The sequence below is a fragment of the Pseudomonas sp. NBRC 111139 genome, from assembly GCF_001753955.1.
In the GTDB taxonomy this organism is placed as follows: Bacteria; Pseudomonadota; Gammaproteobacteria; order Pseudomonadales; family Pseudomonadaceae; genus Aquipseudomonas; species Aquipseudomonas alloputida.
The window spans coordinates 25,299-51,039 of record NZ_BCBP01000017.1; the positions used below are offsets into that span (position 1 = coordinate 25,299).

20 protein-coding genes are annotated in these 25,741 nt (G+C 61.6%); 9 read left to right on the plus strand and 11 right to left on the minus strand.

The genetic code is table 11. From position 1 onward, the window contains the following. Positions 1-3: 3 nt before the first annotated feature. Genes tssE through tssB form a run of 3 tightly spaced genes read right to left on the minus strand, consistent with a single transcriptional unit; the run spans position 4 to position 2,422 of the window. Positions 4-414 carry a type VI secretion system baseplate subunit TssE gene (gene tssE / locus BJQ17_RS02840; protein WP_003254168.1) on the minus strand — a complete coding sequence of 137 codons (411 nt, stop codon included), beginning with the start codon at positions 412-414 and terminating at the stop codon, positions 4-6. Beyond that, positions 411-1,901, minus strand: a complete 1,491-nt coding sequence (gene tssC / locus BJQ17_RS02845) for a type VI secretion system contractile sheath large subunit (RefSeq protein ID WP_003254167.1) — start codon at positions 1,899-1,901, stop codon at positions 411-413. Before tssC ends, tssE begins: the two co-directional genes overlap by 4 nt. A 17-nt stretch (positions 1,902-1,918) precedes the next feature. Then, complete coding sequence (tssB, locus tag BJQ17_RS02850; protein ID WP_033725935.1) at positions 1,919-2,422, minus strand: type VI secretion system contractile sheath small subunit; 504 nt, start codon at positions 2,420-2,422, stop codon at positions 1,919-1,921. 326 nt (positions 2,423-2,748) lie between these two features. Here tssB and vasI point away from each other — a divergent pair, with 326 nt between their 5' ends. Genes vasI through tssM form a run of 3 tightly spaced genes read left to right on the plus strand, consistent with a single transcriptional unit; the run spans position 2,749 to position 8,464 of the window. Further along, entirely contained in the window at positions 2,749-3,399 is a 651-nt protein-coding gene (vasI, locus tag BJQ17_RS02855; RefSeq protein WP_175442706.1) for a type VI secretion system-associated protein VasI, read from the plus strand. Beyond that, complete coding sequence (gene tssA / locus BJQ17_RS02860) at positions 3,387-4,850, plus strand: type VI secretion system protein TssA (protein WP_014859253.1); 1,464 nt, start codon at positions 3,387-3,389, stop codon at positions 4,848-4,850. The genes vasI and tssA overlap by 13 nt, the downstream gene beginning before the upstream one ends. Next, positions 4,847-8,464 (plus strand): type VI secretion system membrane subunit TssM, encoded by a 3,618-nt coding sequence (gene tssM / locus BJQ17_RS02865; protein ID WP_003254162.1) that lies wholly within the window; start codon positions 4,847-4,849, stop codon positions 8,462-8,464. The genes tssA and tssM overlap by 4 nt, the downstream gene beginning before the upstream one ends. A gap of 77 nt (positions 8,465-8,541) precedes the next feature. Here tssM and BJQ17_RS02870 read toward each other — a convergent pair whose 3' ends face one another. Next, entirely contained in the window at positions 8,542-10,395 is a 1,854-nt protein-coding gene (locus tag BJQ17_RS02870; protein ID WP_003254160.1) for an ABC transporter ATP-binding protein, read from the minus strand. Between the two features lie 449 nt (positions 10,396-10,844). On the opposite strand from BJQ17_RS02870, the gene dapA reads away from it, so the two are divergent. Further along, positions 10,845-11,711, plus strand: a complete 867-nt coding sequence (dapA, locus tag BJQ17_RS02875; RefSeq protein WP_014859241.1) for a 4-hydroxy-tetrahydrodipicolinate synthase — start codon at positions 10,845-10,847, stop codon at positions 11,709-11,711. A 153-nt stretch (positions 11,712-11,864) separates the two neighbouring features. Here dapA and BJQ17_RS02880 read toward each other — a convergent pair whose 3' ends face one another. Both BJQ17_RS02880 and BJQ17_RS02885 read right to left on the minus strand, forming a co-directional pair. Next, positions 11,865-12,323 carry a GNAT family N-acetyltransferase gene (locus tag BJQ17_RS02880; RefSeq protein WP_003254154.1) on the minus strand — a complete coding sequence of 153 codons (459 nt, stop codon included), beginning with the start codon at positions 12,321-12,323 and terminating at the stop codon, positions 11,865-11,867. Positions 12,324-12,395: 72 nt separating this feature from the next. Continuing rightward, the gene (locus BJQ17_RS02885; protein WP_070095494.1) at positions 12,396-14,162 is read right to left on the minus strand and encodes an NAD(P)H dependent flavin oxidoreductase family protein; all 1,767 of its coding nucleotides are present in this window, start codon (positions 14,160-14,162) and stop codon (positions 12,396-12,398) included. On the opposite strand from BJQ17_RS02885, the gene BJQ17_RS02890 reads away from it, so the two are divergent. Continuing rightward, entirely contained in the window at positions 14,163-15,659 is a 1,497-nt protein-coding gene (locus BJQ17_RS02890) for a PLP-dependent aminotransferase family protein (RefSeq protein ID WP_070095495.1), read from the plus strand. It begins immediately after the preceding gene. 270 nt (positions 15,660-15,929) lie between these two features. Further along, on the plus strand, positions 15,930-17,555 hold the full coding sequence (locus BJQ17_RS02895) for a methyl-accepting chemotaxis protein (RefSeq protein WP_060538216.1): 1,626 nt from the start codon (positions 15,930-15,932) through the stop codon (positions 17,553-17,555). A gap of 322 nt (positions 17,556-17,877) precedes the next feature. Here BJQ17_RS02895 and BJQ17_RS31965 read toward each other — a convergent pair whose 3' ends face one another. Beyond that, positions 17,878-18,000, minus strand: a complete 123-nt coding sequence (locus tag BJQ17_RS31965) for a hypothetical protein (RefSeq protein WP_256559354.1) — start codon at positions 17,998-18,000, stop codon at positions 17,878-17,880. Positions 18,001-18,296: 296 nt separating this feature from the next. Here BJQ17_RS31965 and mgtA point away from each other — a divergent pair, with 296 nt between their 5' ends. Both mgtA and BJQ17_RS02905 read left to right on the plus strand, forming a co-directional pair. Continuing rightward, positions 18,297-21,011: a magnesium-translocating P-type ATPase gene (gene mgtA / locus BJQ17_RS02900; RefSeq protein WP_070095496.1), complete on the plus strand. Its 2,715-nt coding sequence runs from the start codon at positions 18,297-18,299 to the stop codon at positions 21,009-21,011. 21 nt (positions 21,012-21,032) lie between these two features. Beyond that, complete coding sequence (locus tag BJQ17_RS02905) at positions 21,033-21,410, plus strand: DUF2493 domain-containing protein (RefSeq protein WP_003254146.1); 378 nt, start codon at positions 21,033-21,035, stop codon at positions 21,408-21,410. A 100-nt stretch (positions 21,411-21,510) separates the two neighbouring features. Here the strand turns inward: BJQ17_RS02905 and BJQ17_RS02910 are convergent, their stop codons facing one another. The 4 genes from BJQ17_RS02910 to BJQ17_RS02925 form a co-directional block, all read right to left on the minus strand. Beyond that, positions 21,511-22,737, minus strand: coding sequence for an MFS transporter (locus BJQ17_RS02910; protein WP_064614787.1), 1,227 nt, complete (start codon positions 22,735-22,737; stop codon positions 21,511-21,513). A gap of 292 nt (positions 22,738-23,029) precedes the next feature. Then, positions 23,030-23,905 carry a universal stress protein gene (locus BJQ17_RS02915; protein ID WP_070095541.1) on the minus strand — a complete coding sequence of 292 codons (876 nt, stop codon included), beginning with the start codon at positions 23,903-23,905 and terminating at the stop codon, positions 23,030-23,032. A gap of 159 nt (positions 23,906-24,064) precedes the next feature. Next, positions 24,065-24,367, minus strand: coding sequence for an AzlD family protein (locus tag BJQ17_RS02920; RefSeq protein ID WP_029380584.1), 303 nt, complete (start codon positions 24,365-24,367; stop codon positions 24,065-24,067). After that, on the minus strand, positions 24,364-25,083 hold the full coding sequence (locus tag BJQ17_RS02925) for an AzlC family ABC transporter permease (protein WP_003254136.1): 720 nt from the start codon (positions 25,081-25,083) through the stop codon (positions 24,364-24,366). Before BJQ17_RS02925 ends, BJQ17_RS02920 begins: the two co-directional genes overlap by 4 nt. 119 nt (positions 25,084-25,202) lie before the next feature. Between BJQ17_RS02925 and BJQ17_RS02930 the strand changes: the two genes are divergently transcribed. Continuing rightward, the gene (locus BJQ17_RS02930; protein ID WP_014753443.1) at positions 25,203-25,667 is read left to right on the plus strand and encodes an Lrp/AsnC family transcriptional regulator; all 465 of its coding nucleotides are present in this window, start codon (positions 25,203-25,205) and stop codon (positions 25,665-25,667) included. Positions 25,668-25,741: the final 74 nt, after the last annotated feature.

A 25,741-nucleotide genomic window follows, 5' to 3' on the forward strand; every position in this document is an offset into this window, starting at 1 on the left:
GGATCACCTCACGCGCGTGTAGCGGTTGTGCCCATCGACCAGCAGCTCGAGTTGCAGCTGCTCTGCGTGGTTGTTGACCTGTACCAGGCAATCCAGCCTGAAATGCAGCTCCAGCGGGGCATGGGTATCGGGCACTGCGTTGAGCGTGCGTACCTGTATGCGCGGCTCGAAGCGCTGGAGGGTGCGGCGGATATCCGCGCTCACCTGCACAAGCAAGTCGCCGTTGCTCACGTCATGCCCGTTGAAGTCGTGCAGGCCCAGCTCAGGGCTGCTCTGGGAGCACCCCTGGCGGGCATTCAGCAGTGTTTCGAGGTGGCGCTTGATGGCGGCGAACTTGTGGGAAGCGCTCTCGCGTCGGGAGGCCTCTCGGCAGATGCACTGGTCCACCATCAGGCGATCAAAAAGACCACTCATTGCGTATCGAGCCGCCCGACCAGGGAAATCTCGAAGTTCGCGCCCATGTACTTGAAGTGCGGACGTACGGCGAGCGAAACCTGGTACCAGCCCGGGTCACCCGCAACATCCGAGACCTCAATACGGGCGGCACGCAGCGGCCGGCGGCTGCGAACGTCGGCAGACGGGTTCTCCTGGTCGGCGACGTACTGCTTGATCCATTTGTTCAGCTCGGACTCAAGGTCACGGCGCTCTTTCCAACTGCCGATCTGCTCGCGCTGCAGCACCTTGATGTAGTGGGCGAGCCGGTTGACGATGAACAGGTAGGGCAACTGGGTACCCAGCTTGTAGTTGGTCTGTGCCTGAAGCCCCTCAGGGGTTTTCGGGAAGTGCTTGGGCTTTTGTACCGAGTTGGCGGAGAAGAACGCGGCGTTGTCGCTGTCTTTGCGCATGGTCAGGGCGATGAAGCCCTCTTCGGCCAGTTCGAATTCCTTGCGGTCGGATATCAGCACCTCGGTAGGAATCTTGGCCTGCAACTGGCCCAGGGATTCGTACAGGTGGACCGGCAAGTCTTCGACAGCACCGCCGGATTGGGGGCCGATGATATTCGGGCACCAGCGGTAGCGGGCGAAGCTGTCGTTGATGCAACTGGCTAACAGAAAAGCAGAATTGCCCCACAGGTAGTTGTCGTGCTGCCCGGCGATGCCTTCGTTGTAGTTGAAGCTCTCGATCGGTTGTTCCTGCGGGTGGTAAGCGGAGCGAAGCATGAAGCGCGGCCCGGTCAGGGCGACGTGGCGGGCGTCTTCGCTTTCACGAAAAGCACGCCACTTGGCATGCCGAGGGCCGGCGAAGAGGTCTTTTATTTCCTTGAGGTTAGGCAGCTCCTCGAAGCTGTTCAAATTGAAGAATTCGGGGGCAGGTGCAGCAAGAAAAGGGGCATGGGACATGGCGCCAACGGAGGCCATGTAACTTAGCAACTTGATGTCAGGGGAAGAGGGGCCGAAGTTGTAGTTGCCTACCATGGCCGCAACCGGCTCTCCCCCGAATTGGCCATAACCCGCGGTGTAAACATGCTTGTAGATACCGCTGCAGGTAATGTCAGCAGCATTTTCGAAGTCGTCGAGCAGGTCCTCTTTCGTGACATGCAAGACTTCAAGCTTGATGTTCTCCCTGAAGTCCGTGCGGTCGACCAGAAGTTTAAGGCTGCGCCATGATGATTCAAGCTGCTGGAACTCAGGCTGATGCAGAATGGCATCCATCTGATTGCCGAGCATTCGGTCGATCTCGGCAATCATCTGGTCGGCTCGGTGCTTGTTGATCAGTTGATCTGGGTCATTGCTTTTGAGTATTTCGGTGATGAAGGCAGATACGCCCTGCCTGGCAATCTGGTAGCCCTCCTGGGCAGGTACCAGTTTGGTTTCTGCCATGATCTGGTCGAGCAGGGTGGCATTGCTCAATGTGTCGGCCGTTGCGTCTGTGGTGATGGCGGTGCTGCTTGGCTTGGGCATGGGGACGCTCCGTTGTCTCAATCTTGTTCTGGCGCCTCGAGCACCAGGTCCAGTTCTTGGGCGAGCTGCTTACGCGCCTGCTCGTTGTTAAGCAGGTGCTGCAATTGCTTGCGGAAGGCCGGGACGTTACCCAGCGGGCCTTTCAGGGCGACCAGTGCTTCGCGCAGCGCCAGCAGCTTGTTCAGCTCGGGCACCTGGCGCGCGATCCGGTCCGGCCCGAAATCGTTGATGGACCTGAACTGCAGGTGGACGGCCAGCTCGGTATCCGGGGCGGTGCCAAGCCTGGACGGTACCGTTACGTCCAGGCTCACGTTGGCGTCGTTCAACACGCTGTTGAATGTATGTTTATCGATGCGCATGACCTGACGGTCCTCAAGCGCACGGTTGTCATCCAGGCCGAAGTCGCCCAGCACCAGCATCTTGTGCGGCAGCTCCACCTCAGCCTGCTCATCGCTGGTAGCGGGGACATACTTGATATTGACGCGTTCTTTCGGCGCAACGGATCCCGTATTTTTAGACATCGGTACGCAACTCCCTGTTGGGCTGTAGGATGTTCAGGTGCTAGTTGTGTTTATTGTTGTCTCGGTCTTGTAGGAAGATTCCCACATATGATTAATGGGTTGGGTTGTTTGTCCGTTCCCTATGAAAACGATGCACGGAAGCGTGCTCTTTGGTCGAGCTTTAAGATGTAAAGAAATATTTGTTTGTGTGCATTCGGTACTGTGTAATAGGCTTCTGCTGGATTTGTTTTAATTGGTCGCGCGGGTGCATGGGCATTGCTATCTATTTGTAGGAAAGTTCTTTGCGTCATATAGGCCATTTGTACTATTCAGAGAGTAAATTCAGGATGATTAACCGCTGTGCATATGGCGCTGGTCTCTCGTTGCTGTTTTGTCTGCAGCCGGTGCTGGCAGGCTCCACGCGGGAATGTCCCCGGATCGTGTCCAACGTCGAGCGACTGGCCTGTTTCGATCAGGCTGCTGGCACCCCGGCGTACACGCCAAAACGGCAGTGGTCTGCACCGGAGCAGCAGGCCCCCACGGTGTTGCGTGTGATGGCAAATGAAGCTGAACGGGCACCGGATGACCTGACGTTTCGCATCGGGAGCCAGCCTCAGGACGGGGCAGGCGCACCAGCGCTTGTGATTTCGGCGCCCGCCATCGCATCGGGTGATGAACGTGCCTACATGGCAATCAGTTGCATACAGGCCATCTCCCGGCTGCAGCTGATTGCCAGGCGTCCGATCGAAGCAAGCTGGGTCAAGGTGCGCCTGAGCGGGGAGGGCTGGTCTACCCGTGAGACGCCCTGGCAAGTGATGGAGAACGGCCAAGTGCTCGATGCCGGGCGGGGCCTGCCCGCCATCGAGCAGATCAGGAAGCTGATCGGTGCCCAGCGTATCGAGGTTGTGAGTGATCACGGCGAGGTCGACGGGCTGACCTTCGATGCGCAAGGCCTGGACCCCTTGATCAGCCGGGCGCGAAGCACATGTCGGTGGTAGCGCAGGTATCCAGGGAAGAGGTCACTCGGTTGCTCGCGCCGATTGATCCGGCAGTTCCGGCTGGCCTGTTCGATGTCGAGGACGAAACCTATCAGGCCATTGATCAGGAGATGGTCAAGCTGGGTGGGCTGCAGGAAGCCTCGATCGACTGGGTCTACATCGAAGACGCGTCCCGTCAGTACCTGAGCCAGCAATGCAAGCACTTGCGGATCGTTGCGCACCTGAGTGCCGCATGGTTGCGTAGCGGCTGCTGGGAGCAGTGGGGATGCACCTTGGCGTTGCTGGCCGGCATGCTCGAGTGCTATTGGGAAGCCGCTCATCCCAAGCCAGGACCGAAAGGCTTCCTGGGCAAACGCAAGCTGGTTGCCCTGGTGATCGATCGCTTGGCCGAGGCGCTACCGCGTCTTGATCGTTTTACCTACACCCCGACCCACGCAGCGGCAGCGCAGGCTGCCTTGAAACGCCTGCAACAACAGGAAACGGTGCAGCTGGACACGGCAGCACTGGGCGAACTTGAGCGCCTGCTAGGCAAGTACTCGGAACTTGCCAACGGTGTTGGCGAGGCTGCTGTGCCCAAAGCGCCGGCTGCAACCGAGAAGCCTGCGCCGTTGGCCGATGTCATCGCCACACCCGTGTCACGCATGTCGATGGGCAATGAGCGTGAGACACGGCGGGCCGTGCTGTCCATGGCCGAGCTCATCAACCAGCAGGACCCTTACGACGCTACCGGCTATCAGTTACGGCGTTTCGGTTTGTGGGCGCACATTCAGATTGCTCCCCAGGTCAGGCAGGGCAACCGTACGGAATTGATGGCGGTGCCGCTGGACATCACGCGGGTCTATGAAGAGGCCATTGCCAGTAAGGCGGTTGATCCCGCCTTGCTGCAGCGTATTGAAAAGAGCCTGACGGCTTGCCCCTTCTGGATTCGTGGCAGCTTTCTGGCTGCGACCGTCGCCACACAGCTGGCGATGTGCGAGGTGGCCGAAGCCATCCGTTGTGCCACCGCCCGGTTTGTACAGCGCATGCCGTCGCTGCAGCAGTTGTGCTTCAGCGACGGGCTGGTATTTGTCGACGACCAGTGCCTGGCCTGGCTCAAGGGCACGCAAGGGCCGTCTGGCCAAGGTGCAACCCCCCAGGAGTTCAGCGGCTTGCGCGAGGAGTTGGTCAGCCAGCTGGAAACCGGTGGCGTAGAACCGCTGCTCCTTCGGCTGCAAGGGCTGCAAGCGGGCTTTCGTGCTCCCCGTGAGCGCTGCCACACCACCGTGATTGCAGCTGATCTGCTGGCCGCGCGGGGTGTGTCCTGGCTGGCCCAGGACCTGTGCGCCAACGTTGCCCGAACCATGCAGCAAACCACCGCCAGTGCGTGGGAGCCCGAGGTGTTTCAGCGGCTTCAGCAGTATGCGGCATCCCCAGTGCTGGCAGTTCAAGACAAGGATCAGGAGCCTCGATGAATCAAATATGGACGCAACTCAAACGTTGGGGCTGGCCGTGGGTAACGCGCATTGGCCTGGCGCTGCCGCTGCTGCTAGGGCTTGGCGCCTTGCTGATGCTGGTCGCTATCTGGTGGCTTGGCCCGCAATGGACGTGGCGGGAGCAGCAGCCGCTGGCAAGTGTGGCTCATCGCAGCGTGGCAAGCCTGGTGCTCGTGCTGGTGCCGCTTCTGTGCTGGCTTGGGGTGCTGCGCACGCGCTTTCGCCGCCTGCAAGCGGAGCGCCGGCAGGCACTGGCCGCCGAACAGGATGTCGCGCTACCGTTCGTGCAGGCGCAAGAGCGGGCCTTGAGCCAGGGGCTTGAGCGGTATCTCGACAATGCCGGTGGGCGACGCGCGTTGTACCGGCTGCCTTGGTACCTGGTGTTGGGCGACGAACAGGCCGGTAAAAGCAGCTTCATCGACCGCACCGATCAACGCTTTACCCTGACGCGTATCGACCAGGCCCAGGCACGGGGCCGACAGGCTGAAGCACTGGCCTATCCGGTAGGCTGGTGGGTCAGCGACGATGCCGTGATCATCGACCCGCCCGGCGTTTTCATCAGTCAAAAACCACCGGTGGGCTCGGCGGCCAACGACCCCACCAATGCCTCCGCGCCGCCCGGCATCCAGGCCCGGTTATGGGAGCACCTGTTGGGCTGGCTGCAGCGTAAGCGAAGCCAGCGGGCGCTCAATGGTGTGTTGCTGGTGGTCGACCTGCCGGCGCTGCTGCATGGCAAGCCCGAGCAGCGCGTCGCGCTGGCCCATGGGTTGCGCACACGCCTGTACGAAGTGAGCAGTCAATTGGGCGCGCGCCTGCCGCTGTACGTGGTACTGACCAAATTCGATCTGCTGGACGGCTTCGACCAGTTCTACAGCCAGCTTCCGGCCGCCAAGCGTGAAAGCCTGTTGGGGTTCACCTTCAAGCTGGATGCGGTTGACGCGTTCGACGCCTGGCTGGATGAGTATGACGAGCACTACGAGCGGCTTCTCACCCAATTGCATGAGCAGGTCATCGATCGGCTGGATGTACTGGGCAAGACAGCACCGTGCGGACGCCTGTTCTCACTGCATGCACAGCTGATTGGGTTGCGCCCCATACTGCAGGCATTCTTGCGCGAAACCCTGGCGAGTGACCGGTTCACCACGCCACCCTTGGTGCGTGGTGTGTACTGGTCGTCAGTGGTACAGCAAGGCGACATGCGCAATGCCTTTGTCCGTGAAGCGGCTCAGCCCTACACGACGAAGCTACCCCTGCGTGAAGGTAAAGCACAGGGGAAGGCGTTGGTCTATTTCATCCAGCAAGCATTCAGGCGGGTTATTTACCAGGAAGCCGGGCTGGCGGGCGACAATGTTCGGGTAGCGCGCAGCAAGCGCCACTTGTTGTGGGTGGGCTCTGGTGTGGGCATCCTGGCGTTCAGTATCGCCATTGCCAGCTGGCAGCGTTACGCCGAGATCAATGGCGCCAAGGCTGCCAGTGTGCTCGCCAAAAGCCAGGAGTACGGCGGTCACGAAGTCGATATGCGTCTTGATCCGACCGGGCGCAACCTGCTGGCGCCACTGGACCAGATTCGCGATGCGGTGGCGGTGTTTGGCGACTATCGTGCGGCCTGGCCGGTGGTTGCCGATTTTGGCTTGTATCAAGGGCGCAACATTGGTCCCTTGGTTGATGAGGCGTACCTCAGCTTGTTGTCGAAACGTTTCTTGCCGGCCTTGGCCAGTGGTGTGATCGATGCCATGAACGCTGCACCCCCTGGCAGTGAGCAACAAATGGCCGCGCTCAGGGTTTACCGGATGATCGAGGACCGCAATAGCCGCCGGCCAGAATGGGTCGAGGACTGGATGGCCCGTCAGTGGCAACGGGCCTTTCCTGGCCAGGGTCAGTTGCAGCGTGACCTCATGCAGCATCTGAAGTACGCCTTGGCCTATGCCGATACCGATTTGCCGCAGTACCGCCAGCGGGTCAGCGAAGTGCAGCAGGCGTTGCGCAAATTGCCGTTGCCACAGCGGGTCTACGCTGGGCTGAAACAACAATCGTACGAGCAGGTGCACGCCGGGCTGGACCTGCGCCACCAGGTAGGGCCTGCGTTCGATGTGGTGTACCAGCCGTCTTCCGGGTCAAGGCAAGGGGGGGAGGATGTAAGGCTGGCCGGCATGCTCACCGCCAAGGGCTTCAGGGATTACTTCGAGCCGCACAGCCAACGCTTCGCTGAAATGGCGATGGTTGATCAATGGGCATTGGGGGAGCGCAGTCAACTCGACTATTCGGACGTCGACCGCGATGCATTGACCGAGCGGCTGTATAACCTCTACAGCGCCGATTACATTGACAGCTGGCGGCGCGCCCTGAACGCGTTTACGGTGGCTGACTTCCGTGATCTGGACCATGGTGTCGCGATCCTGGAGCAGTTGACCGGCCCCGCAGCACCGTTGCAACGGCTGCTGGATACGGTCAGGGATAACACCTCGCTTGCGTCTCCAGCAGTTGTTGAATCACCGGGTGAGCTGAGTACGCTGCGGGTAGCAACCGGAAAACCCGAGCAACAAGCGTTGGCTATCCAGCGGGCGTTTGCAGGCCTGGGCGCCATGCTGCAGGCGACAGGAGAAAAGCCGAGCTACTACGATGAAACCCTCGGCGCTGTTGCGGCCGTGCTGGACTACGCCAAGGCCGTACAGGACAGCCCGGACCGCGGCAAGGCCGCGTTGCAAGCCGTGCATCAGCGCTTTGCGATGACAGGGCAGGACCCGATCGGCACCCTGCAACGTGTTGCCACAGGTTTACCGGAGCCTATCAGCCACCAGATCAGAAAGCTCGCCGACCAGACTGCCCAGGTGCTGAACGTCGAAGCACTGCGCGAACTGGAGCGACGTTGGGATGCTGACGTGTACAGTTTTTTCCAGCAACGCCTGGCAGGCCGCTACCCCTTTGTGGTGAAGGCACCCGATGCTTCTTTGGATGACTTCGAGGCGTTCTTCGGGCCGAAAGGGCGCCTGCAGCAGTTTAATGATCGGTATCTCAAGGTTTTCCTGAAGGACAACCTTGAGGCTTTGCAGTCCGCTCAGCACGGGCAATCCCTGATTCGTGCCGACGTGATCGAGCAGCTCGAGCTGGCGGAGCGCATCCGCGAAACCTTCTTCGATCAGCGTGGCCAGCTGAGTGTGCAGTTCAGCATCGAGCCCTTGGGGCTCAGTGCGAACCAGCGTACCAGCCTGCTGGACCTGGATGGCCAGTTGATTGCCTACACCCATGGCCCAAGCCATATCACGGGTATTGTCTGGCCCAATACCCTGGGGCAGCAGGTCCGTAGCAATCTCACCTTGCTAAGGCAAAATGGCAACAGCAGCAGCCTGGAGTACCGTGGCCCGTGGTCGATGTTCCGCTTGCTCAGCCGCGGCGCGCTCAATGGCCGGACGGCGACCAGCGTGGACCTGAGCTTCCGGACCGGAGATGGCGTGATGCGCTATCGGCTTAACGCTGAAAAAGCCTTCAATCCTATTACCCAGCAACCGTTCAAAGGCTTCCGCTTGCCCCGAGGCTTATTGCAACAGCCAGCCAATGGGGTGCAGGCGGCGCTATCGGATGAGCAGCGACTATGAACATCGTCAGGGGCGCAATGCATTGACTGGGCAGGCTTTCGAAGCCTGGGTATGCGCTGGCTGCCCCCGGCCTCTGATTACTCCACAGCCTCGGCCACGCCCCGATCCTCACCCAGGAACCCGCCACTCTGGTGCTGCCACAACCGTGCATAGGTACCCTGTTTTGCCAACAGTTCGGCATGGGTGCCTTGCTCGATGATGTGCCCTTCATCCATCACGATCAGCCGGTCCATGGCGGCGATCGTCGACAACCGGTGGGCGATGGCGATAACGGTCTTGCCCTGCATCATCTCATCCAGGCTCTCCTGAATGGCCACTTCCACCTCCGAGTCTAGCGCGCTGGTGGCTTCGTCAAGCAGCAGGATCGGTGCGTTCTTCAGCATCACCCGGGCAATTGCAATGCGCTGGCGTTGGCCGCCAGACAGCTTGATACCGCGTTCACCCACCAGGGTGTCATAACCGCTGTTGCCCTGGCGGTCACTGAGCTGGCTGATGAAACCGTCGGCCTGGGCATTGGCCGCAGCAGCACGGATCTGTGCTTCGGTAGCATCGGGGCGGCCATAGGCAATGTTGTCGCGAATCGAACGGTGCAACAGCGAGGTGTCCTGAGTGACCATGCCGATGGCGCTGCGCAGGCTGTCTTGCGTGACCTTGGCGACGTTCTGCCCGTCGATGCGTATTTCCCCCTTATCCACGTCGTAGAAGCGCAGCAGCAGGTTGATCAAGGTGGATTTACCGGCGCCGGAGCGGCCGACCAGGCCGACTTTTTCGCCTGGACGAATGTGCAGCGTCAGCTCATTGAGCACCTGGCGCTCGCCGTTGTAGTTGAAGCTGACCTTGTCGAAACTCACCGCGCCACCCGTGGTGACCAGCTCTGCAGCACCCGGCGCATCCTGTACCTTGGGGCCGCGGGTGAGGGTGGCCATACCGTCCTGCACGGTGCCGATGTTTTCGAACAGCGAGGTAATTTCCCACATGATCCAGTGCGACATGCCGTTGACGCGCAAGGCCATGGCGGTGATTGCCGCCACGGCCCCGGTGCCGACCTGGCCCTGGTGCCACAGCCACAGTGCATAGCCACCGGCACCAAAGATCAAGCCCGCCACCAGCGCCTGGTTGACGATTTCGAACTGGCTCACCAGGCGCATCTGGCGAAAACCGGTCTGCTTGAAGTCTTCCATGGCTGCGCGCGCAAAGTGCGCTTCGCGGTTGGAGTGCGAAAACAGTTTCACCGTGGTGATGTTGGTGTAAGCGTCAGAAACCCGCCCGGTCATCGACGACCGGGCATTGGCCTGCTCCTGCCCGACCTTGCCCAGCCGGGGTACGAAATACAGCATGGCCAAGCCGAACAGCACGACCCAGGCAATGAAGGGCAGCATCAGTTTCAGGGCAAAGCCGCCGGCCAGGGCAATGATCGCGATGAAATACACGCCAATCCCCGGCAGGATTTCGATAAGGGTGAACAGCACATCGCGCACTGCCAGTGCCGTCTGCATCACCTTGGTTGTGACCCGGCCAGAAAACTCGTCAGAAAAGAACGACAAGCTTTGGCGCAACATCAGGCGGTGAAAGTCCCAACGCAGCCGCAGCGGCAGGTTGATCGCCAGCACCTGGTGCTGAACCATGGTGCGCAGCGCCACCAGCCCGATGCTGACCAGCAGGACGATGCCGATACCCCACAGCACACGGCTTTCCTCGGGGCCAACAGTACCGCCTGCCTGCCAGGACGCGAGCAGGTCGACCACCTGGCCGAGGAACGCGAACAGCCAGGCTTCGTATATCGACACCCCGGCACTGAGCAGTGCCAGCGCCAGAATGTAGCCACGGGCGCCGCGGGTACAAGCCCACATGAAGCGCAACAGGCCAACGGGCGGCGGTGGTACCTCGTCGGGTGGGAAGGGGTCGAGCCGACGTTCAAAGATACGCAGCATGCTTGTCTCCGGAAAACGGTTTTTGCTTAACCGGTAACCATACAGCACATCACAGCATTCGCCTGTAGGTAGACGCCGCCGAAGCAGGTTCGTGTGGCTGGCGCCTGAAACCCACTGCATTGCTATAGCGGTGAAGCAAGGCCTGATTTGAAGCGTGCGACTGCGGGCTTGCCTGTGGCGACTTTTCCCGCCATTATCCAGCCATACCTACGCAACGGGCTTGCCAGCATGTCCACATCCAACCACGCCATTTCCGCTTCGGGCTTCATCGCTCAGGCAGACGCGTGCGTTGCCGTTGCCAAGAAATCCAAGAAACAGCCGCTCATCTGACCGAGGCGCGCTGTCTCGTCAGGTGGGCTGACGAGACAGAAGGCGCCAGGTATCCCTGCCACCACTTCCACTCTTCGCCCTGCTGACGCTGACTTTCGGTCAACATCAGGAGTTTTTGCATGTCGAATTTCCGTGGTATCTGGATCGCCCTCGTCACGCCAATGCGCGCCAATGAAATCGACTTCCCAGGCCTGGAAAAGCTGGTGAAGAAGCTGCTCGAAGACGGTGTGGCCGGTTTTGTGGTGTGCGGTACCACGGGTGAGGCAGCGGCGTTGTCCAAGGCCGAGCAACTGGCAGTGCTGGATGCCGTGCTGGCCTGGGTGGAGCCTGGCAGGGTGGTGATGGGCCTGTCAGGTTACAACCTGCGTGAGTTGCTGGCCTTCCAGGCTGAAATCCAGCAACGTGACATTGGCGGACTGCTGGTTCCCGCACCTTGCTACATCCGCCCTTCGCAGGCTGGCATCGAAGCCTTCTTCGCCACCGTGGCCGATGCCGCCAGCGTGCCAGTGATCGTCTACGACATTCCCTACCGCACTGGCGTACGCATCGAACGTGAAACCCTGCGCCGTATCGTGCGCCATCCACGCATTGCAGCGGTGAAAGACTGTGGTGGTGACAGCGAGACGACCATGGCCCTGATCGAGGACGGCCACGCCCAGGTGCTGGCCGGTGAAGACCTGCAGATCTTCAATAACCTGTGCCTGGGTGGGGCAGGGGCCATTTCAGCCTCCGCACATGTGCGCGCCGACCTTTACGTACGCATGGTGCAGCAGGTTGACAGCGGTGATTGGGCCGCCGCGCGTGGTACGTTCTACCAGTTGCTGCCCTGGATCAAAGTGGCCTTTGCCGAGCCCAACCCGGCCGTGGTCAAGGCGGCATTGCAGCTGCAAAGCCTGATTGCAGACGAGCTGCGCGAGCCCATGCAGGCGTGCACGAATACCACCCGAGACAAGCTGCAAAGCGTGCTGTGTTCGCTCGGCGCCTGAAGCGGCAACGGTTGATGGCGGGTTGACAAGCCGCCACACCCTTGGTCGGTTCGGGGTCGGCGGGTGCCTCGCGAGCGGATTTCTGCCAGCTACGCGCTGAGACAGAGTATTGCCAGGGCCGCTTTGCGGCCCTGTCGCGACTCCAGGTTGCTCCTACGCTGGCTGGGTCGGCAGGCGCTTTTCCATCGGCTGATACACCAGCCCGGCAAACTCACCCACGTCGCCTGCCAGGGTGAAGCCGTAGCGTTGATAGGCGGGTACAGAAGACAGTGATGCCTTTACCGTCACCACCTCAGCGCTGGCATGCTCCAGTGCTGCGTTCATCAGGCGCTTGCCTATACCCTGGCGTTGCAGGCCTGGTGCAATGAACAGCATCGCAACGTGGCGGCCTTCCTTGAGCTCGATCAGCCCCGCGATAGCACCTTCGACAAAACACGCCAGCATAAGGTTGCCACCTTGCATACGCTCGGCAAACGCCTGGGGTGCTGACACCTGGGTAAAGGTCTCGATACCTTGCGCCGACAGCGTGGGCGCGACTGCCTGCATGAAGGCATCCATGCACAAGGCGCAGGCCTGGGGGAGGTCGTCAGGGGTGAGCGTGCGTACTTGCATGGTAATCGTCCTTGTCGGGTGTCCTTCTGCTGCCCACTTTAACCTGTTACGGGTTCAAGGGCTGATGCGGTATCAAGCTGCCCTGGCAGCGCCCGGCTTGCGTTCGCCAATCAGGATGTCTTCGAAGAATGCCCCAACAGGTTCGGTAGGGTGGCACAGCTGTATCTCCAGCACCCACACCACCTCGCTTGGGACAATCTCCACCTCGGCCAGCTTGTCCTGGCTATACAACACATGCGGGAAGTCGGCGATGCGATGCCCGGCCAGGTTGCGCTCCAGCTGCCAACCTTTGGCCTGGGCACTGCGCTCGGCGAAGTCATACAGTTCACGTCCGGTCAACCCGCGGCCCCAGGCCTGACGGGTCTCGTCGAACACTTCATGCAGTGCCTTCACGCAGGCGTGGTGCAAAGCGTGCTGGCCAAACACGAAGGTATCGCCATAGTCACCTTCATAGCCATCCCATACCGGCCCAACGTCGACCACGACGATGTCCGTGGTACGTAGCACACGTTGAAGGTCAATGCCTTGCCGTGGCGTACGCACGGTATCGTCACCAAAACGGATGTAGGTGGGGTGCCAGGTGTGTGAGGCGCCCATCGCCTGCAGGGTATGCGCGGCCATCTCCAGTGCCTGGGCGGTGGTCATGCCGACCTGCAGTTGGCTGGCAATGGCGGCCACGGCCCGTACCGACTGTTCGCGGGCTGCGAGCATGCCGTCCAGCGAATAACGTGGGCCGACCTTTTCCAGCTCAGGGTGCAGCGGGTTGGTTGAGGAAGCCTGCGTTGTCAGTGCACCGCTGGCGACAAAGGCCTCGGCCACAAAACGATGGGGCTGTACCCCTGCTGCAAGGCATTGCTCGCGGGCCTGGCTGATCATCGTGGCATTGCCACAGGCATAGACCTGGGTTTCGCCCCAGCGATGCGTCTGGCTGAGCGCCACCTGCTGTATACGTGCCTGGGCCGAGAGCACCGGTTGCCAGCGAAAGTGCGGGTGCACACGGCTGGACACGTCGAGGAATTCGCGGTCATAGAAATCCGCCGGCGAAGAGCCGCCCCAATACAGCGTGACGTCGGCATTGCCGGCCAAGGCCGTCAGCAATAGCGGCTTGATGCCGGCGTAACCTGTGCCAGTGGCGAAAAGGATCAGCGGGCGTTGATCATCGTGCTGCCAGGTACAGGCGCCCAGCGGGCCCTCGAGCTTTACCGTTGCACCTGCTTGCAGGGTGGGCAGCAAACCTTCAGTGAACAGGCCGCCGCTGACCTTGCGGATGTGAAACACCAGTTGCCCTTGTGCCTGGGCAGGCAGGTTGGCAATGGAGAAACAGCGGCTGTCGCCGTTGTCCAACTGAAACCGCATGTACTGGCCCGCCCGCACCTCCAGCGGCTGAGCAGGTTGCAACACCAGCTCGACGATATCTGCGCTCAGCGCGCGCTTGCCAACCACCTGTGCCTGGGTTTCCAGTGCGGGTGCGTCCAGTGACCAGCCGGGTATTTCCAGGCGCATGTCGCTGCAGGCGTGGCTCTGGCACAGCAACATCTCGTCGGCGGCCAAGGGGTAGGAAGGCGGCGGCGTGTCCGCATCCCGCTGCTTGTCCTGATGCTGCCCCGACACCACCTTGACCTTGCACGAGCCGCAGGCGCCGCGGCGGCAGGAGAAGGGTACCGGCAGGCCGCTGGCGAGCATGGCGTCGAGCAGCAGCTCCTGGCTGGCTTCGAAGGTTTTGCCCGAGGGCGAAATTTCAATGACGTGGCGGCTTTGCATGAGCACCTCGGGGCAAATGGAGGTTCGATTGTTGCTATAGTCCAGGACCAGCAGAACCTCCAGTTTTGGATATTTCATATGGTCCAGCTTCGTAAATGGCAGCCACTGCTCAAACTCGATGGGGCACAAGCTTCGTACCGGCAGATCGTCGAAGGGTTGGTGGCCGCAATCAGCGAGGGTCGCCTGCGCCCTGGCACGCCGTTGCCGGGCACGCGGGAGATGGCGCAACTGCTGAACGTCAATCGCAAGACCGTGATCCTTGCTTATGAGGAAGCCGAAACCAAAGGCTGGCTGCAAAGCGTGCAACGCCGGGGCACCTTTGTCAGCCAACAGCTGGCGCCTGGCACAGCGGCCGTTTGCGGTGCCGTGCGGCCTTTTGCCCTGGCGCTGCCAGAGGAACCTGCCGTTGCCTACTTCAAGGCGAACCAACAGGCTGTAGCCCAACAAGGCCGGCCAGGGGCCTTGTTCTTCGACAACGGCGCCTGTGACCACCGCCTGCTACCGCAGGCTGTACTGCACCGCTATTACCGCAATGCCTTGCGCAGCAGCTTCAGCAGCAATAGCGTGCGCCACGGCAGCGAGTGCAGCAGCCGCTACCTGCGCAGCGCCCTGGCCGACATGCTGCGGCACAATCGTAGCCTGAACGTGGGCGCCGAGCATATCTGCCTGACCCAGGGGGTGCAGATGTCGCTGTCCCTGGTGGCCAGTGTGTTGCTCAAGCCGGGTGACGTTGTGCTGGTCGAGCGCCTGAGTTACCCCCCTGCCTGGGAGATCTTCCGTCAGCTGGGTGCCCGCCTGGTGACCGTGGAGCTGGACCATGAGGGCTGCCGGGTCGATCAGCTAGATGCCCTGTGCCGGCAGCACAAGGTGCGGATGATGTACATAACACCCCATCACCAGTTCCCGACCACGGTCAGCCTGCCAGCCGGGCGCAGGCAACAGCTGCTGGAGCTGGCGCGCCAGCATGCCTTTTGCGTGGTCGAAGAAGATTACGACTACGAATACCACTTTGCCGGGCGGCCTTATCTGCCGTTGGCCAGCGACCGCCAGCAGCGGCACGTGATTTACATTGGCTCACTGTCCAAGCCTTTGGGCAGCACGTTCCGTTGCAGCTATATCGTGGCACCGGTGGAAGTGACAACCGTGCTGGAACGCAGGGCGATGTTGACCCTGGGGCAGGGCGATGCAGTCATGCAGCAGATGTTGGCGGACCTGATCAATGATGGCGAACTGAAGAAGCACCTGCGCCGGGTCAACCGCGAGTACCGGCGCCGGCGCGAGACTTTGTTGGGGTGTTTGCGCGATGCGTTCGGCGAACAGATCAGCGTGCAGGCGCCAGAAGGTGGCCTGGCGCTGTGGGTGAGGTTTGCCGATGAGATCAACGTGGATCAGTTGGTCGACAAAGCGCTGGAACGGGACTTGGTGGTGCGCAGTGGGCGACAGTTTTCACCGTTTGGCCATGCCGAGAATGCCTTGCGCCTGGGGTTTGCTTCGCTGGATGCGGATGAGATCCGGCAGGCGACCCAACGCCTGGCAGACGCCGCGAAAGCGATTGGCAAGGCGCGGTGGCTGTAGGCACGGCCTTCTGTCGCGACAGGGGATGGCACGGGCTTCGCCCGTGTTCGCGGGCAAGCCCGCTCCCACAGTGATCGCGCTGGCCTCAGGACTTGTGCAAGAGGGTTCCGCCCCCAAGGGTCGCGAAGCCTCTGGGTCTCAACGCATTCCGTTCGGTTACCGCACATAACCGCATCACGGCGCCTCAAGCCTGCGCCAGCACCTCCGATAGCAGCACACCCACCCTCGAATCTTCGATCAGAAGTGGTGCCAACAAGGAGTACTGCCCGCATGCTTGCCAACCTGAAAATTCGCACCGGAATGTTCTGGGTGTTGTCGCTGTTCAGCCTGACCCTGCTGTTTTCGACGGCCAGTGCCTGGTGGGCTGCCGTGGGTAGCGACCAGCAGATCACTGAACTGGACCAGACTGCGCACCAGTCGGACCGGTTGAACAATGCGTTGCTGATGGCGATTCGCTCCAGCGCCAACGTGTCTTCGGGCTTTATCGAGCAGTTGGGTGGCCATGACGAGAGTGCAGGCAAGCGCATGGCGCTGTCGGTGGAGCTGAACAACAAGAGCCAGACGCTGGTCGACGAATTTGTCGAAAACGCCCGTGAACCCGCCCTTCGCGTGCTGGCAACCGAGCTGCAGGCTACCTTTGCCGAATACGCCAAGGCGGTGGCGGGGCAGCGTGAAGCGACCCGCCAGCGTTCGCTGGAGCAGTACTTCAAGGTCAACAGCGATGCCGGTAATGCCATGGGGCGTTTGCAAACCCTGCGCCAGCAGCTGGTGACCACACTGAGCGAACGTGGCCAGCAAATCATGCTCGAGTCCGACCGGCGTCTGGCCCGGGCGCAATTGCTGAGCCTGTGCCTGCTGGGCATGACCGTGGTGCTGGCGGTGCTGTGCTGGGCGTTCATTGCCCAGCGTGTGTTGCACCCCCTGCGTGAAGCCGGTGGGCATTTCCAGCGCATTGCCAGTGGTGACCTGAGTGTGCCGGTGCAAGGGCAGGGTAACAACGAAATCGGCCAACTGTTCCATGAGCTCCAGCGCATGCAGCAGAGCCAGCGCGACACCCTTGGGCAGATCAACAACTGTGCCCGGCAGCTGGACGCCGCCGCCTCGGCGTTGAACGCGGTCACCGAGGAAAGCGCCAACAACCTGCGTCAGCAGGGGCAGGAGCTGGAGCAGGCCGCGACTGCCGTGACCGAAATGACCACGGCAGTGGAGGAGGTGGCGCGCAACGCGATCACCACCTCGCAAACCACCAGTGAATCCAACCAGCTGGCCGCGCAAAGCCGCCGGCAAGTCAGCGAAAACATCGACGGCACCGAAGCCATGACCCGCGAGATCCAGACCAGCAGTGCGCACCTGCAGCAGTTGGTGGGGCAGGTGCGGGACATCGGCAAGGTGCTGGAAGTGATCCGCTCGGTGTCCGAGCAGACCAACCTGCTGGCGCTCAATGCTGCCATCGAGGCGGCCCGTGCCGGTGAGGCCGGGCGCGGCTTTGCGGTGGTGGCGGATGAGGTGCGCACACTGGCCTATCGCACGCAACAATCGACCCAGGAAATCGAGCAGATGATCGGCAGCGTGCAGGCGGGGACCGAAGCTGCGGTGGCATCCATGCAGGCCAGCACCAACCGCGCCCAGTCGACACTGGACGTGACCCTGGCCTCGGGGCAAGTGCTGGAGGGCATCTACAGTGCGATCGGCGAAATCAACGAGCGCAATCTGGTCATTGCCAGTGCGGCCGAAGAGCAGGCTCAGGTGGCGCGGGAAGTAGACCGCAACTTGCTTAACATCCGCGAACTGTCGAATCATTCCGCGGCGGGTGCGCAGCAGACCAGCGAGGCGAGCAAGGCGTTGTCGGGGCTGGTGGGGGAGATGACGGCGTTGGTGGGGCGGTTCAAGGTTTGAGGCGCTGCGCCTGCGTGGAACATTAAGATAAGGTTAAACTTATTTAAAGTTCCCCTTGCGGGTTGACTTCGATACTACGCTTGAATAAAGTTCGACCGCCCCGAGCGCGGGGCCTTTTTTCCCTTCACTGAAGAATTCAATGGACACAGTATCTCGTCGCTGCCTGACCTCTGCCGAATGGCCGGGTCAGGCACTTGAACCGGAACACCGGTCCCGACACCCTGGTCGGGCAAGCCGCGCCAGAGCCTGATGCTCCGCCGTGACTTGCCGCCGCCGGTGTTGGCCGGTTGGAGGCAAGCTCATGAACCTCACGTCATTCGTTTCACATCGCCAGCCTGCGTGCCTTGCGCCGCAACAGGCCGGCGCCTGGCCGCAGCGTCTGCACGGCTACCTTGACCACCACCAGCACCCCCCAAGTAGTTGCGGGGTGCTGGTGCGTGTTCATGCACGCTTGAGCCCCCGCACTTCTCACTGAATAAAAGATATTGAACGGTATCTTTGTGCTCGAACTTTTTACCTTAAAAGTTCGCGGGATAACTATTGCCCTGTGTTTATGAAAAGGAATCAAACCATGGATTGCGCGAGTAGAAAGTTCGCTGCCGACACAACTTCCGACTCTCGGCAGCGGACAGACAACTGTCGGAAAGAACCAGCATTATTCAGCGACCCGACATGCCTTCGTTCACCGCCTGAGTGAAACGTCTGTGTGTCGTGCCGCCGCAGCGGCAGGAGCACAGCAACATGACTGTCAAACACCGTAACACCTCATCGGCCAAGGCCGAACGCGAAACCCGCCTGTCCACCCGCGCCGCCCGTGAAGCGCGCAATGGCCTGGCGGTCACACTCGCCAACCTCGATGCCAGCGAACAGGGCCTGACCGAGCACGAAGCCGCCAAGCGCCTGGCGCGCGATGGGGCCAACCAGGTTGCCCACGACCCGCAACCCCACGCCCTGGTGCAGCTGCTCAAGGCCCTGAACAACCCGTTCATCTATGTACTGCTGACCCTGGCCGGGATCAGCTTCGTCACCGACTACTGGCTGCCGGTCAGTGCAGGCGAAGCAGACGACGCCGACCTGACCAAGGTCATCATCATCATGACCATGGTCAGCCTCAGCAGCCTGCTGCGCTTCTGGCAGGAGTACCGCTCGAACAAGGCTGCCGACGCGCTCAAGGCAATGGTGCGCAGTACTGCCACGGTGTTGCGCCGCGAGCAGATCGGGCAAGCCCCGCGCCTGCGCGAAGTGCCCATGGACGAACTGGTGGCCGGCGACATCGTGCAGCTTTCTGCAGGTGACATGATTCCCGCCGATATCCGCCTGCTCGAAGCGCGTGACCTGTTTATCAGCCAGGCCGTGCTCACCGGCGAGGCGTTGCCGGTCGAAAAGTACGACACCTTGGGTAATGTCGCGCAGAAGTCCGCCGCCGAGCATGGCGTACATCAGGACAACCTGCTCGAGTTGCCGAACATCTGCTTCATGGGTACCAATGTGGTCAGTGGCCGCGCCCGCGCCGTGGTGGTCGCCACCGGCCGACGCACCTATTTTGGCTCGCTGGCCAAGGCCATTGCCGGCTCGCGCAGCCAGACCGCTTTTGACCGCGGCGTGAACAGCGTCAGCAGCCTGCTGATCCGCTTCATGCTGGTGATGGTGCCGGTGGTGTTCATGATCAACGGTGTGGTGAAAGGCGACTGGGGTGATGCCTTCCTCTTCGCGCTTGCCGTGGCAGTGGGGCTGACCCCGGAAATGCTGCCGATGATCGTCAGCGCCAACCTGGCCAAGGGCGCCGTGGCCATGGCCCGGCGCAAGGTGGTGGTCAAACGCCTGAACGCCATCCAGAACCTGGGCTCCATGGACGTGCTGTGCACCGACAAGACCGGCACGCTCACCCAGGATCGGATCATCCTCGAGCGCCATGTGCGCTTCGACGGCCAAACCGACAAGCACATCCTTGAGCTGGCCTGGCTCAACAGCCATCACCAAAGCGGCATCCGCAACCTGATGGACCAGGCCGTGCTGCATTTCGCCGGCCAGGACCGCCAGTTCCAGGCGCCTTACGCCTACGCAAAGGTCGACGAACTGCCGTTCGACTTCATCCGCCGCCGCCTGTCAGTGGTGGTGAAGAATGCCTTGGGCGATCACCTGCTGGTAAGCAAAGGGGCGGTCGAGGAAATGCTCGCCATCGCCACCCATGTGCAGGAAGGCGACAAGGTGGTTGCCCTCGATCCGTGCCGCCGCCAGCAGCTTCTGGCCAGTGTCGATGCCTTCAACCAGGACGGCTTCCGCGTGCTGGTGGTTGCCACCCGGGAGATCCCGGCGGCCGAAGGCAAGGCGCAGTATCACACCGAAGATGAGCGCGATCTGGTCATCCAGGGCTTGCTGACCTTCCTCGACCCGCCCAAGGAAACGGCCGGCCCGGCCATCGCCGCCTTGCGCGACATGGGCGTGCAGGTAAAGGTACTGACCGGCGACAACCCGGTGGTCACGTCCAAGGTCTGCCGTGAAGTGGGCCTGGCGCCAGGCCAGCCGTTGCTCGGCCAGGACATCGAGGGCATGGACGACACCACCCTGAAGCTTCAGGTGGAGGAGCGCACCGTCTTCGCCAAGCTCACCCCGTTGCAGAAATCACGGGTGCTCAAGGCCCTGCAGGCCAATGGTCACACCGTGGGCTTCCTTGGCGACGGCATCAACGATGCCGCCGCCCTGCGCGATGCTGACGTCGGTATCTCGGTGGACAGCGGCACCGACATCGCCAAGGAATCGGCCGACATCATTTTGCTGGAAAAGAGCCTGATGGTGCTCGAGGAGGGCGTGCTCAAAGGCCGCGAAACCTTCGGCAACATCATGAAGTACCTGTGCATGACCGCCAGTTCCAATTTCGGCAACGTGTTCTCGGTCCTGGTGGCCAGTGCGTTCATTCCGTTCCTGCCGATGCTGGCGATCCACTTGTTGCTGCAAAACCTGATGTATGACTTTTCCCAGCTGTCGCTGCCCTGGGACCGCATGGACAAGGCGTTCCTCAGCAAGCCACGCAAATGGGATGCCCGCAACATCGGCCGCTTCATGTTGTGGATAGGTCCTACGTCGTCGATCTTCGACATCACCACGTTCGCCCTGATGTGGTACGTGTTCGCCGCCAACAGCGTCGAAATGCAGGCGTTGTTCCAGTCTGGCTGGTTCATCGAGGGCTTGCTGTCACAGACGCTGGTAGTGCACATGCTGCGCACTCGCAAGGTACCGTTCTTCCAGAGCACCGCTGCATTGCCGGTGGTATTGGCAACGGGGCTGGTCATGGCATTGGGTATCTACATCCCGTTCTCCCCGGTGGGCGCGATGGTTGGCCTGGTGCCGCTGCCGTGGGAGTACTTCCCTTGGCTGGCCGCCACCCTGCTGAGCTACTGCGTGGTCGCCCAGGCCATGAAGACCCTCTATATCCGCCGTTTCGGCCAGTGGTTCTGAGCGATGCAAGGAGAGCAGACCATGCGAGTACTGATTTGTGCAGGACGCAACTACGCCGACACCCGACGCTGCCGCCAGGCCCTGGACGACGTCCAGCGCCAGCGGCCGATCCGGGTGTTGATCCACGGTGGCAGCCAGTTTCTTGGAGGGGAAATCGAAAGCTGGGCGCGCGAGCATGGCGCCGATCTGGTGCGTTACCCGCCAAACTGGCAGCTGCACGGCAAGCAGGCCGAACGCTTGCGCAACCTGTTCATGCTCAATGACAGCCGCCCTGACCTGTTGCTTGCCTTGCCCGGTGGCGATGACACCGAGGAGCTGCTGGCCAGGGCCCGTGGCGCCGAGGTTCAGGTGATGTGCGCCAGGCAACCACGCCAGCCCGAGCGGGGCGATTGCAGCTAATGCAAGCGCCTGGGGCCGTACGGTACCTGCGGGCTTGTCCGCGAAGCAGGCGCCTCGGTTTCACGGCCTCAAGCTTTGCGCAGCCGCCCTGGGCGGCTGCTTAGCCTGGCTGCGCCGCCAGATCGTTACTGACGTTGCGCCCCAGCACCAGCACGGTCACAAAGCCACAGCCCACCAGCGCCGTGGCCAGGCTCAGCAGTACCGCAGTGCCCATATGGTCTACGACTTGCCCGCCTAAGAACGAGCCCACGGCAATGATCACCTGGAACAGGGCCACGAACAGCGGCATGCCACGTTCGACATCCTTGGGCGCCACGACAAACATCCAGATATTGGCACAGGCCGGGAACGCACCGAAGGCAAAGCCCCACAGCGCGATCAGCATGGCGGCGCCCGTCATGCCGGTGGCGAAGTGCGGGAACAGGGCGGTGCTGACTGCGATCATGAGCGCGACCAGCATCAGGGTATGCCGCACGCTGCGGTTGGCCGCAAAGCCGGCGAAGATGTTGCCCATGAAGCCGGCCACGCCATACAGCAGCAACAATGAACCGATCGTAGGCCCGTCAAAGCCGGCATTCTGTTTGAAGAACGGTGCGACGTAGGTATACGCCGCAAAGTGCGCCAGGCCGATCAGCAACACGGCGATCAAACCGACCCGTGCTTGCGGGTTGATGAACAACGCCGGCAGGTCGCGGATGCGGATGGCCTTTTCCGGCATCAGCCGCGGCAGCAGGAACACCTGTGCCAGCAGCACCGGTACGCCTACCAGTGCAGTGACCAGGAACGTCATGCGCCAGCCCATCAGGCCACTCAGCCAGGTGCCGACAGGCACGCCCACGACCGTCGCCAGGGTTACGCCCGCCATGATGATGGAGTTGGCTTTGGCTACGCCCATCCCGTCAGGTGCCAGGCGGCCGCTGAGGGCGATGGCTGTCGCCCAGAAGCCGCCGATACTGATACCCAGTAGCACACGGCCGACCAACAGCAGGTTGAAGTCGCCGGCGTAGGCCACGATGGCGTTGGCGATGATCATGATCAGCGTCAGGCCGATCAGCAGGTAGCGCCGGTCCAGCGCGCCGACGCCTACGGAAATCAACGGGGCGGCTAACGCAGCCATGATCCCTGGCAGGGTCACCATCAGGCCGGCAAGGCCTGCACTGATGCCAAGGTCGCTGGCCACATCGTTCAGCACCCCCACCGGGAGGAACTCACTGGTGACCAGGGCGAAAGCACCCACGGCTACCGAGAGGATTGCCAGCCATTGCTGGGTCACGCTTTGTTGGCTATGTTCGGGAAGGCCGCGAGGGGCCTGGCTGTTGCTTGGCATGGGTTAGGTTCCATGAGGGATCTCGCCTGTAGCAGGCGCAGGAGCGGGGGGATTTGTAGGGGATTGTAGAGGCGGCCTTGCCTGGCCGACAGGCAGGCCGCTCGATAGTAATCATCAGTGCAATCGATGAAACGTCTTGCGTAGAGCCGCTGCTCTCAGCAATGACGCCCCACTCGCGAATGCTGTGGGCGGGAGGAGCTCTTCCCAAGCCCGCACGTCAGCAGGCAAGGCCAGCCATGGTGGTTTGACCCAGATAGGCGCAACAGGCGGCAGTGCAGAACATTCATGCAGCCTAGGGTGTTACCAGCACATCACACTGCGATTCGTTCAATACATGCTTGGTGACGCTGCCCACCAGCAGTTCCTCCAGCGCGCTTGCCCCCTGCTTGCCGACCACGATCAGGTCGCACTCCAGCTCCTGTTCCTGCTCGGCAATGCGCCAGCCAGGGTCGCCGTGCACGAGGATCTGCCGTGCATCGGCCAGGCCGGCAGCCTCACTCAGCGCCGCGAGCTGTACTTGTGCATCCTTGCGGATGACATTGCGGTAGTGGGTGAGGGTGTCGTGGTCGAGGTGGGCGAAGCGCACGCTGGCTTCGAACGGGGCTTCGTACACATGCAGCAGAATGATCTCTGCTTGCGGGGCAATGGCCTTGGCCAATTCGAGGGTGCGCAGTGAAACGGACGAAAAGTCGACTGGCACCAGCACGGTACGGTAGGCATCACGAGGGGCCGGCTTGACCACCAGCAAAGGGCAGGGCATGCGGTTGAGCAGTTTCTGCACGGTCGAACCCAGCAGCAGGCGCCGCGCCACGCTCTGGCCCCTGGCCCCACACACCAGCAGGTCGCTGTGCTTGTCCTGCACCACCCGGTTGATCTCCGTGATCACCGAGCCGCTGGCGACCTGCACGCCAGCGGAGATACCGTAACGCTGGAACAGCAGCGCTGCCAGTGCGTGGGTTTTCTCGCCTGCGCTATCCAGTACGCGTTTCAACAGATCGTCATCAGGCGTCACCAACTGTTTGAGGCGCTCGAAGGGTGCCGGGTTGGCAACGTAGAGCAGGTCCAGCGAGGCCTGTTGCGCATCGCTCAGGTAGGCCGCGCGCTCAGCGGCGTTGCGAGCATGTGGGGAAAGGTCGGTGGCAACCAGTATGTGTTTCAGCGGGTTCATGTGGGGCTCCTTGGTCAAGGCGCGCACAGCGATCAAGCGGTAAACCTTGCGCACTGTGCACCTGTCGGTACTTGAGTCATTCCTTGCGTGCAGCCATCGTCGCGCGAACCCGGCGCGAGGGCTTGATTTGGGTCAATGGCGTGCAGGTGTAGCGGCAGGTCATGCCGGCAACAGCACGCGCAGCAACCCCGTCACGACAATGGCAAATACCACTACCGGCAACAGGGAAAACCGCGCAGCGGCGTACACGGTAAGCCCCAGAGCAATCAGGTCGGCCGGGTGCCCGGAAACGAACTTGGGCGCGATCACGGCAATCAGCACGCAGCCGGGCGCGGCGTTCAGCACCTGGGTCAGTTGCGGGCCCAGGGTGCGGTTGCGCAGCAGTAAAAAACCCAGCGCACGGGTCAGGTAGGTGACCACGGCCATGCCCACGATGGTGACCAGCGTAGCAACGTCAATCATGGCTTGGCCCACAAATAGGCGGTCACCAGGCCGGCTACAGTGCCCGCGAGCACGTACCAGCCACCGGGGATCAGCAGGTAGAACAGCGCTGCGGTGAACAGGCTGAACAACCATGGCAGGGCAGCGTGTACACCTTTCCACAGGCCTTTGAGCAGTACCAGAAAGACCGCGGCGAAGGCCATGTCGAAGCCATAGCTGCGCAGGTCCCCGAGCAATGGCCCGATCTGTGTGCCAAGGCTGGTGAAGGTGACCCAGGTGATCCAAAGGGATAGCGACACGCCCATGAAATAGCACAGGCTGAAGCCACCACGCTGGCGTGCATCGGCCAGGCCCATGGCCCAACTCTCGTCACACATGAAGAACAGCGCTCCTAATGCCTTGGGCAACGGCAGGTGGCTCAAGCAAGGCGCCAGCGTCGCGCCCATCAGCAGGTGGCGGCTGTTGATCAGCAGGGTCATGGCAACAATCACAAGGATTGCCGGCGGTGAGGTCCACAGCTCGATTGCGGCCAACTCCGACCCGCCACCGAAGTTGAGGCCAGTCATCAGTGCCACTGCGCCTGCTGTCAATTGGTGCTGGGACGCTTGCGCACCGAGTACCAGGGCAAAGGGGATGAACCCAAGCAATACCGGTAGGGCGGCAACGGCGCCACGGCGCAGTTCGCTGTGCGGCGTGGTGGCGGGTGGGTCGTTCAGTACAGGTTCAAGGGCATTCATGGTCACCTCCAATGGAGGAAAATTATTCCAATGAACGACTGAAATTGGCTTGCGTAGTTGCGCTGATGCGCAGAGCATTTGGCAGTTGCTACCGATAATATCGAAAAAAAGGTTTATCAATGCCAATCAAGCTAGATGCCATCGACCGACGTATCCTCCGGGCGCTGCAGCGCGACGGCAGGTTGCAGAACCAGGAGCTGGCCAAACAGGTAGGCTTGTCTGCCTCGCCGTGCCTGCGCCGGGTACGCCTGTTGGAGGAGGCTGGGGTGATCGAGCGTTATGTGGCGCTGCTGGACCCGGCCAAGGTCTCGCTAGGCCTGACCCTGTTTGTGAGGGTATGGCTCAAGCGTCAGGACCAGGAAACCACGGACGAATTTGTCGAGGCTGTGCGCCAGTTGCCCGAAGTGGTGGAGTGCCATGTGATGGCGGGCGATTGTGATTTGATGCTACGGGTGGTGGCAGCAGACCTGGAGGCCTATCGACGCTTCCAGGTGGCGCACCTGACCAGCCTGAGCGTGGTCCAGAACGTGAAGACCGAAGTCCCGATGGAAAAAATCAAGCTCACCACCGAACTGCCGGTGTAGCTGCAAGGCTGATTACTCAGGGCTGGCGGGCTGCCTCATTACTGTCTTGACCCTCAGCCTTTCAGCCCGGATTT

Coding starts and splice junctions, on each gene's coding strand:
- tssB (WP_033725935.1), bottom strand. CDS start 2,422: ATGTCTAAAAATACGGGATCCGTTGCGCCGAAAGAACGCGTCAATATC.
- BJQ17_RS31965 (WP_256559354.1), bottom strand. CDS start 18,000: ATGAACACGCACCAGCACCCCGCAACTACTTGGGGGGTGCTGGTGGTG.
- BJQ17_RS02920 (WP_029380584.1), bottom strand. CDS start 24,367: ATGATTGACGTTGCTACGCTGGTCACCATCGTGGGCATGGCCGTGGTC.
- mgtA (WP_070095496.1), top strand. CDS start 18,297: ATGACTGTCAAACACCGTAACACCTCATCGGCCAAGGCCGAACGCGAA.
- BJQ17_RS02905 (WP_003254146.1), top strand. CDS start 21,033: ATGCGAGTACTGATTTGTGCAGGACGCAACTACGCCGACACCCGACGC.
- BJQ17_RS02870 (WP_003254160.1), bottom strand. CDS start 10,395: ATGCTGCGTATCTTTGAACGTCGGCTCGACCCCTTCCCACCCGACGAG.
- vasI (WP_175442706.1), top strand. CDS start 2,749: ATGATTAACCGCTGTGCATATGGCGCTGGTCTCTCGTTGCTGTTTTGT.
- tssA (WP_014859253.1), top strand. CDS start 3,387: ATGTCGGTGGTAGCGCAGGTATCCAGGGAAGAGGTCACTCGGTTGCTC.
- tssM (WP_003254162.1), top strand. CDS start 4,847: ATGAATCAAATATGGACGCAACTCAAACGTTGGGGCTGGCCGTGGGTA.
- BJQ17_RS02930 (WP_014753443.1), top strand. CDS start 25,203: ATGCCAATCAAGCTAGATGCCATCGACCGACGTATCCTCCGGGCGCTG.
- BJQ17_RS02895 (WP_060538216.1), top strand. CDS start 15,930: ATGCTTGCCAACCTGAAAATTCGCACCGGAATGTTCTGGGTGTTGTCG.
- BJQ17_RS02880 (WP_003254154.1), bottom strand. CDS start 12,323: ATGCAAGTACGCACGCTCACCCCTGACGACCTCCCCCAGGCCTGCGCC.
- BJQ17_RS02885 (WP_070095494.1), bottom strand. CDS start 14,162: ATGAAATATCCAAAACTGGAGGTTCTGCTGGTCCTGGACTATAGCAAC.
- BJQ17_RS02925 (WP_003254136.1), bottom strand. CDS start 25,083: ATGAATGCCCTTGAACCTGTACTGAACGACCCACCCGCCACCACGCCG.
- BJQ17_RS02890 (WP_070095495.1), top strand. CDS start 14,163: ATGGTCCAGCTTCGTAAATGGCAGCCACTGCTCAAACTCGATGGGGCA.
- BJQ17_RS02915 (WP_070095541.1), bottom strand. CDS start 23,905: ATGAACCCGCTGAAACACATACTGGTTGCCACCGACCTTTCCCCACAT.
- tssC (WP_003254167.1), bottom strand. CDS start 1,901: ATGCCCAAGCCAAGCAGCACCGCCATCACCACAGACGCAACGGCCGAC.
- BJQ17_RS02910 (WP_064614787.1), bottom strand. CDS start 22,737: ATGCCAAGCAACAGCCAGGCCCCTCGCGGCCTTCCCGAACATAGCCAA.
- dapA (WP_014859241.1), top strand. CDS start 10,845: ATGTCGAATTTCCGTGGTATCTGGATCGCCCTCGTCACGCCAATGCGC.
- tssE (WP_003254168.1), bottom strand. CDS start 414: ATGAGTGGTCTTTTTGATCGCCTGATGGTGGACCAGTGCATCTGCCGA.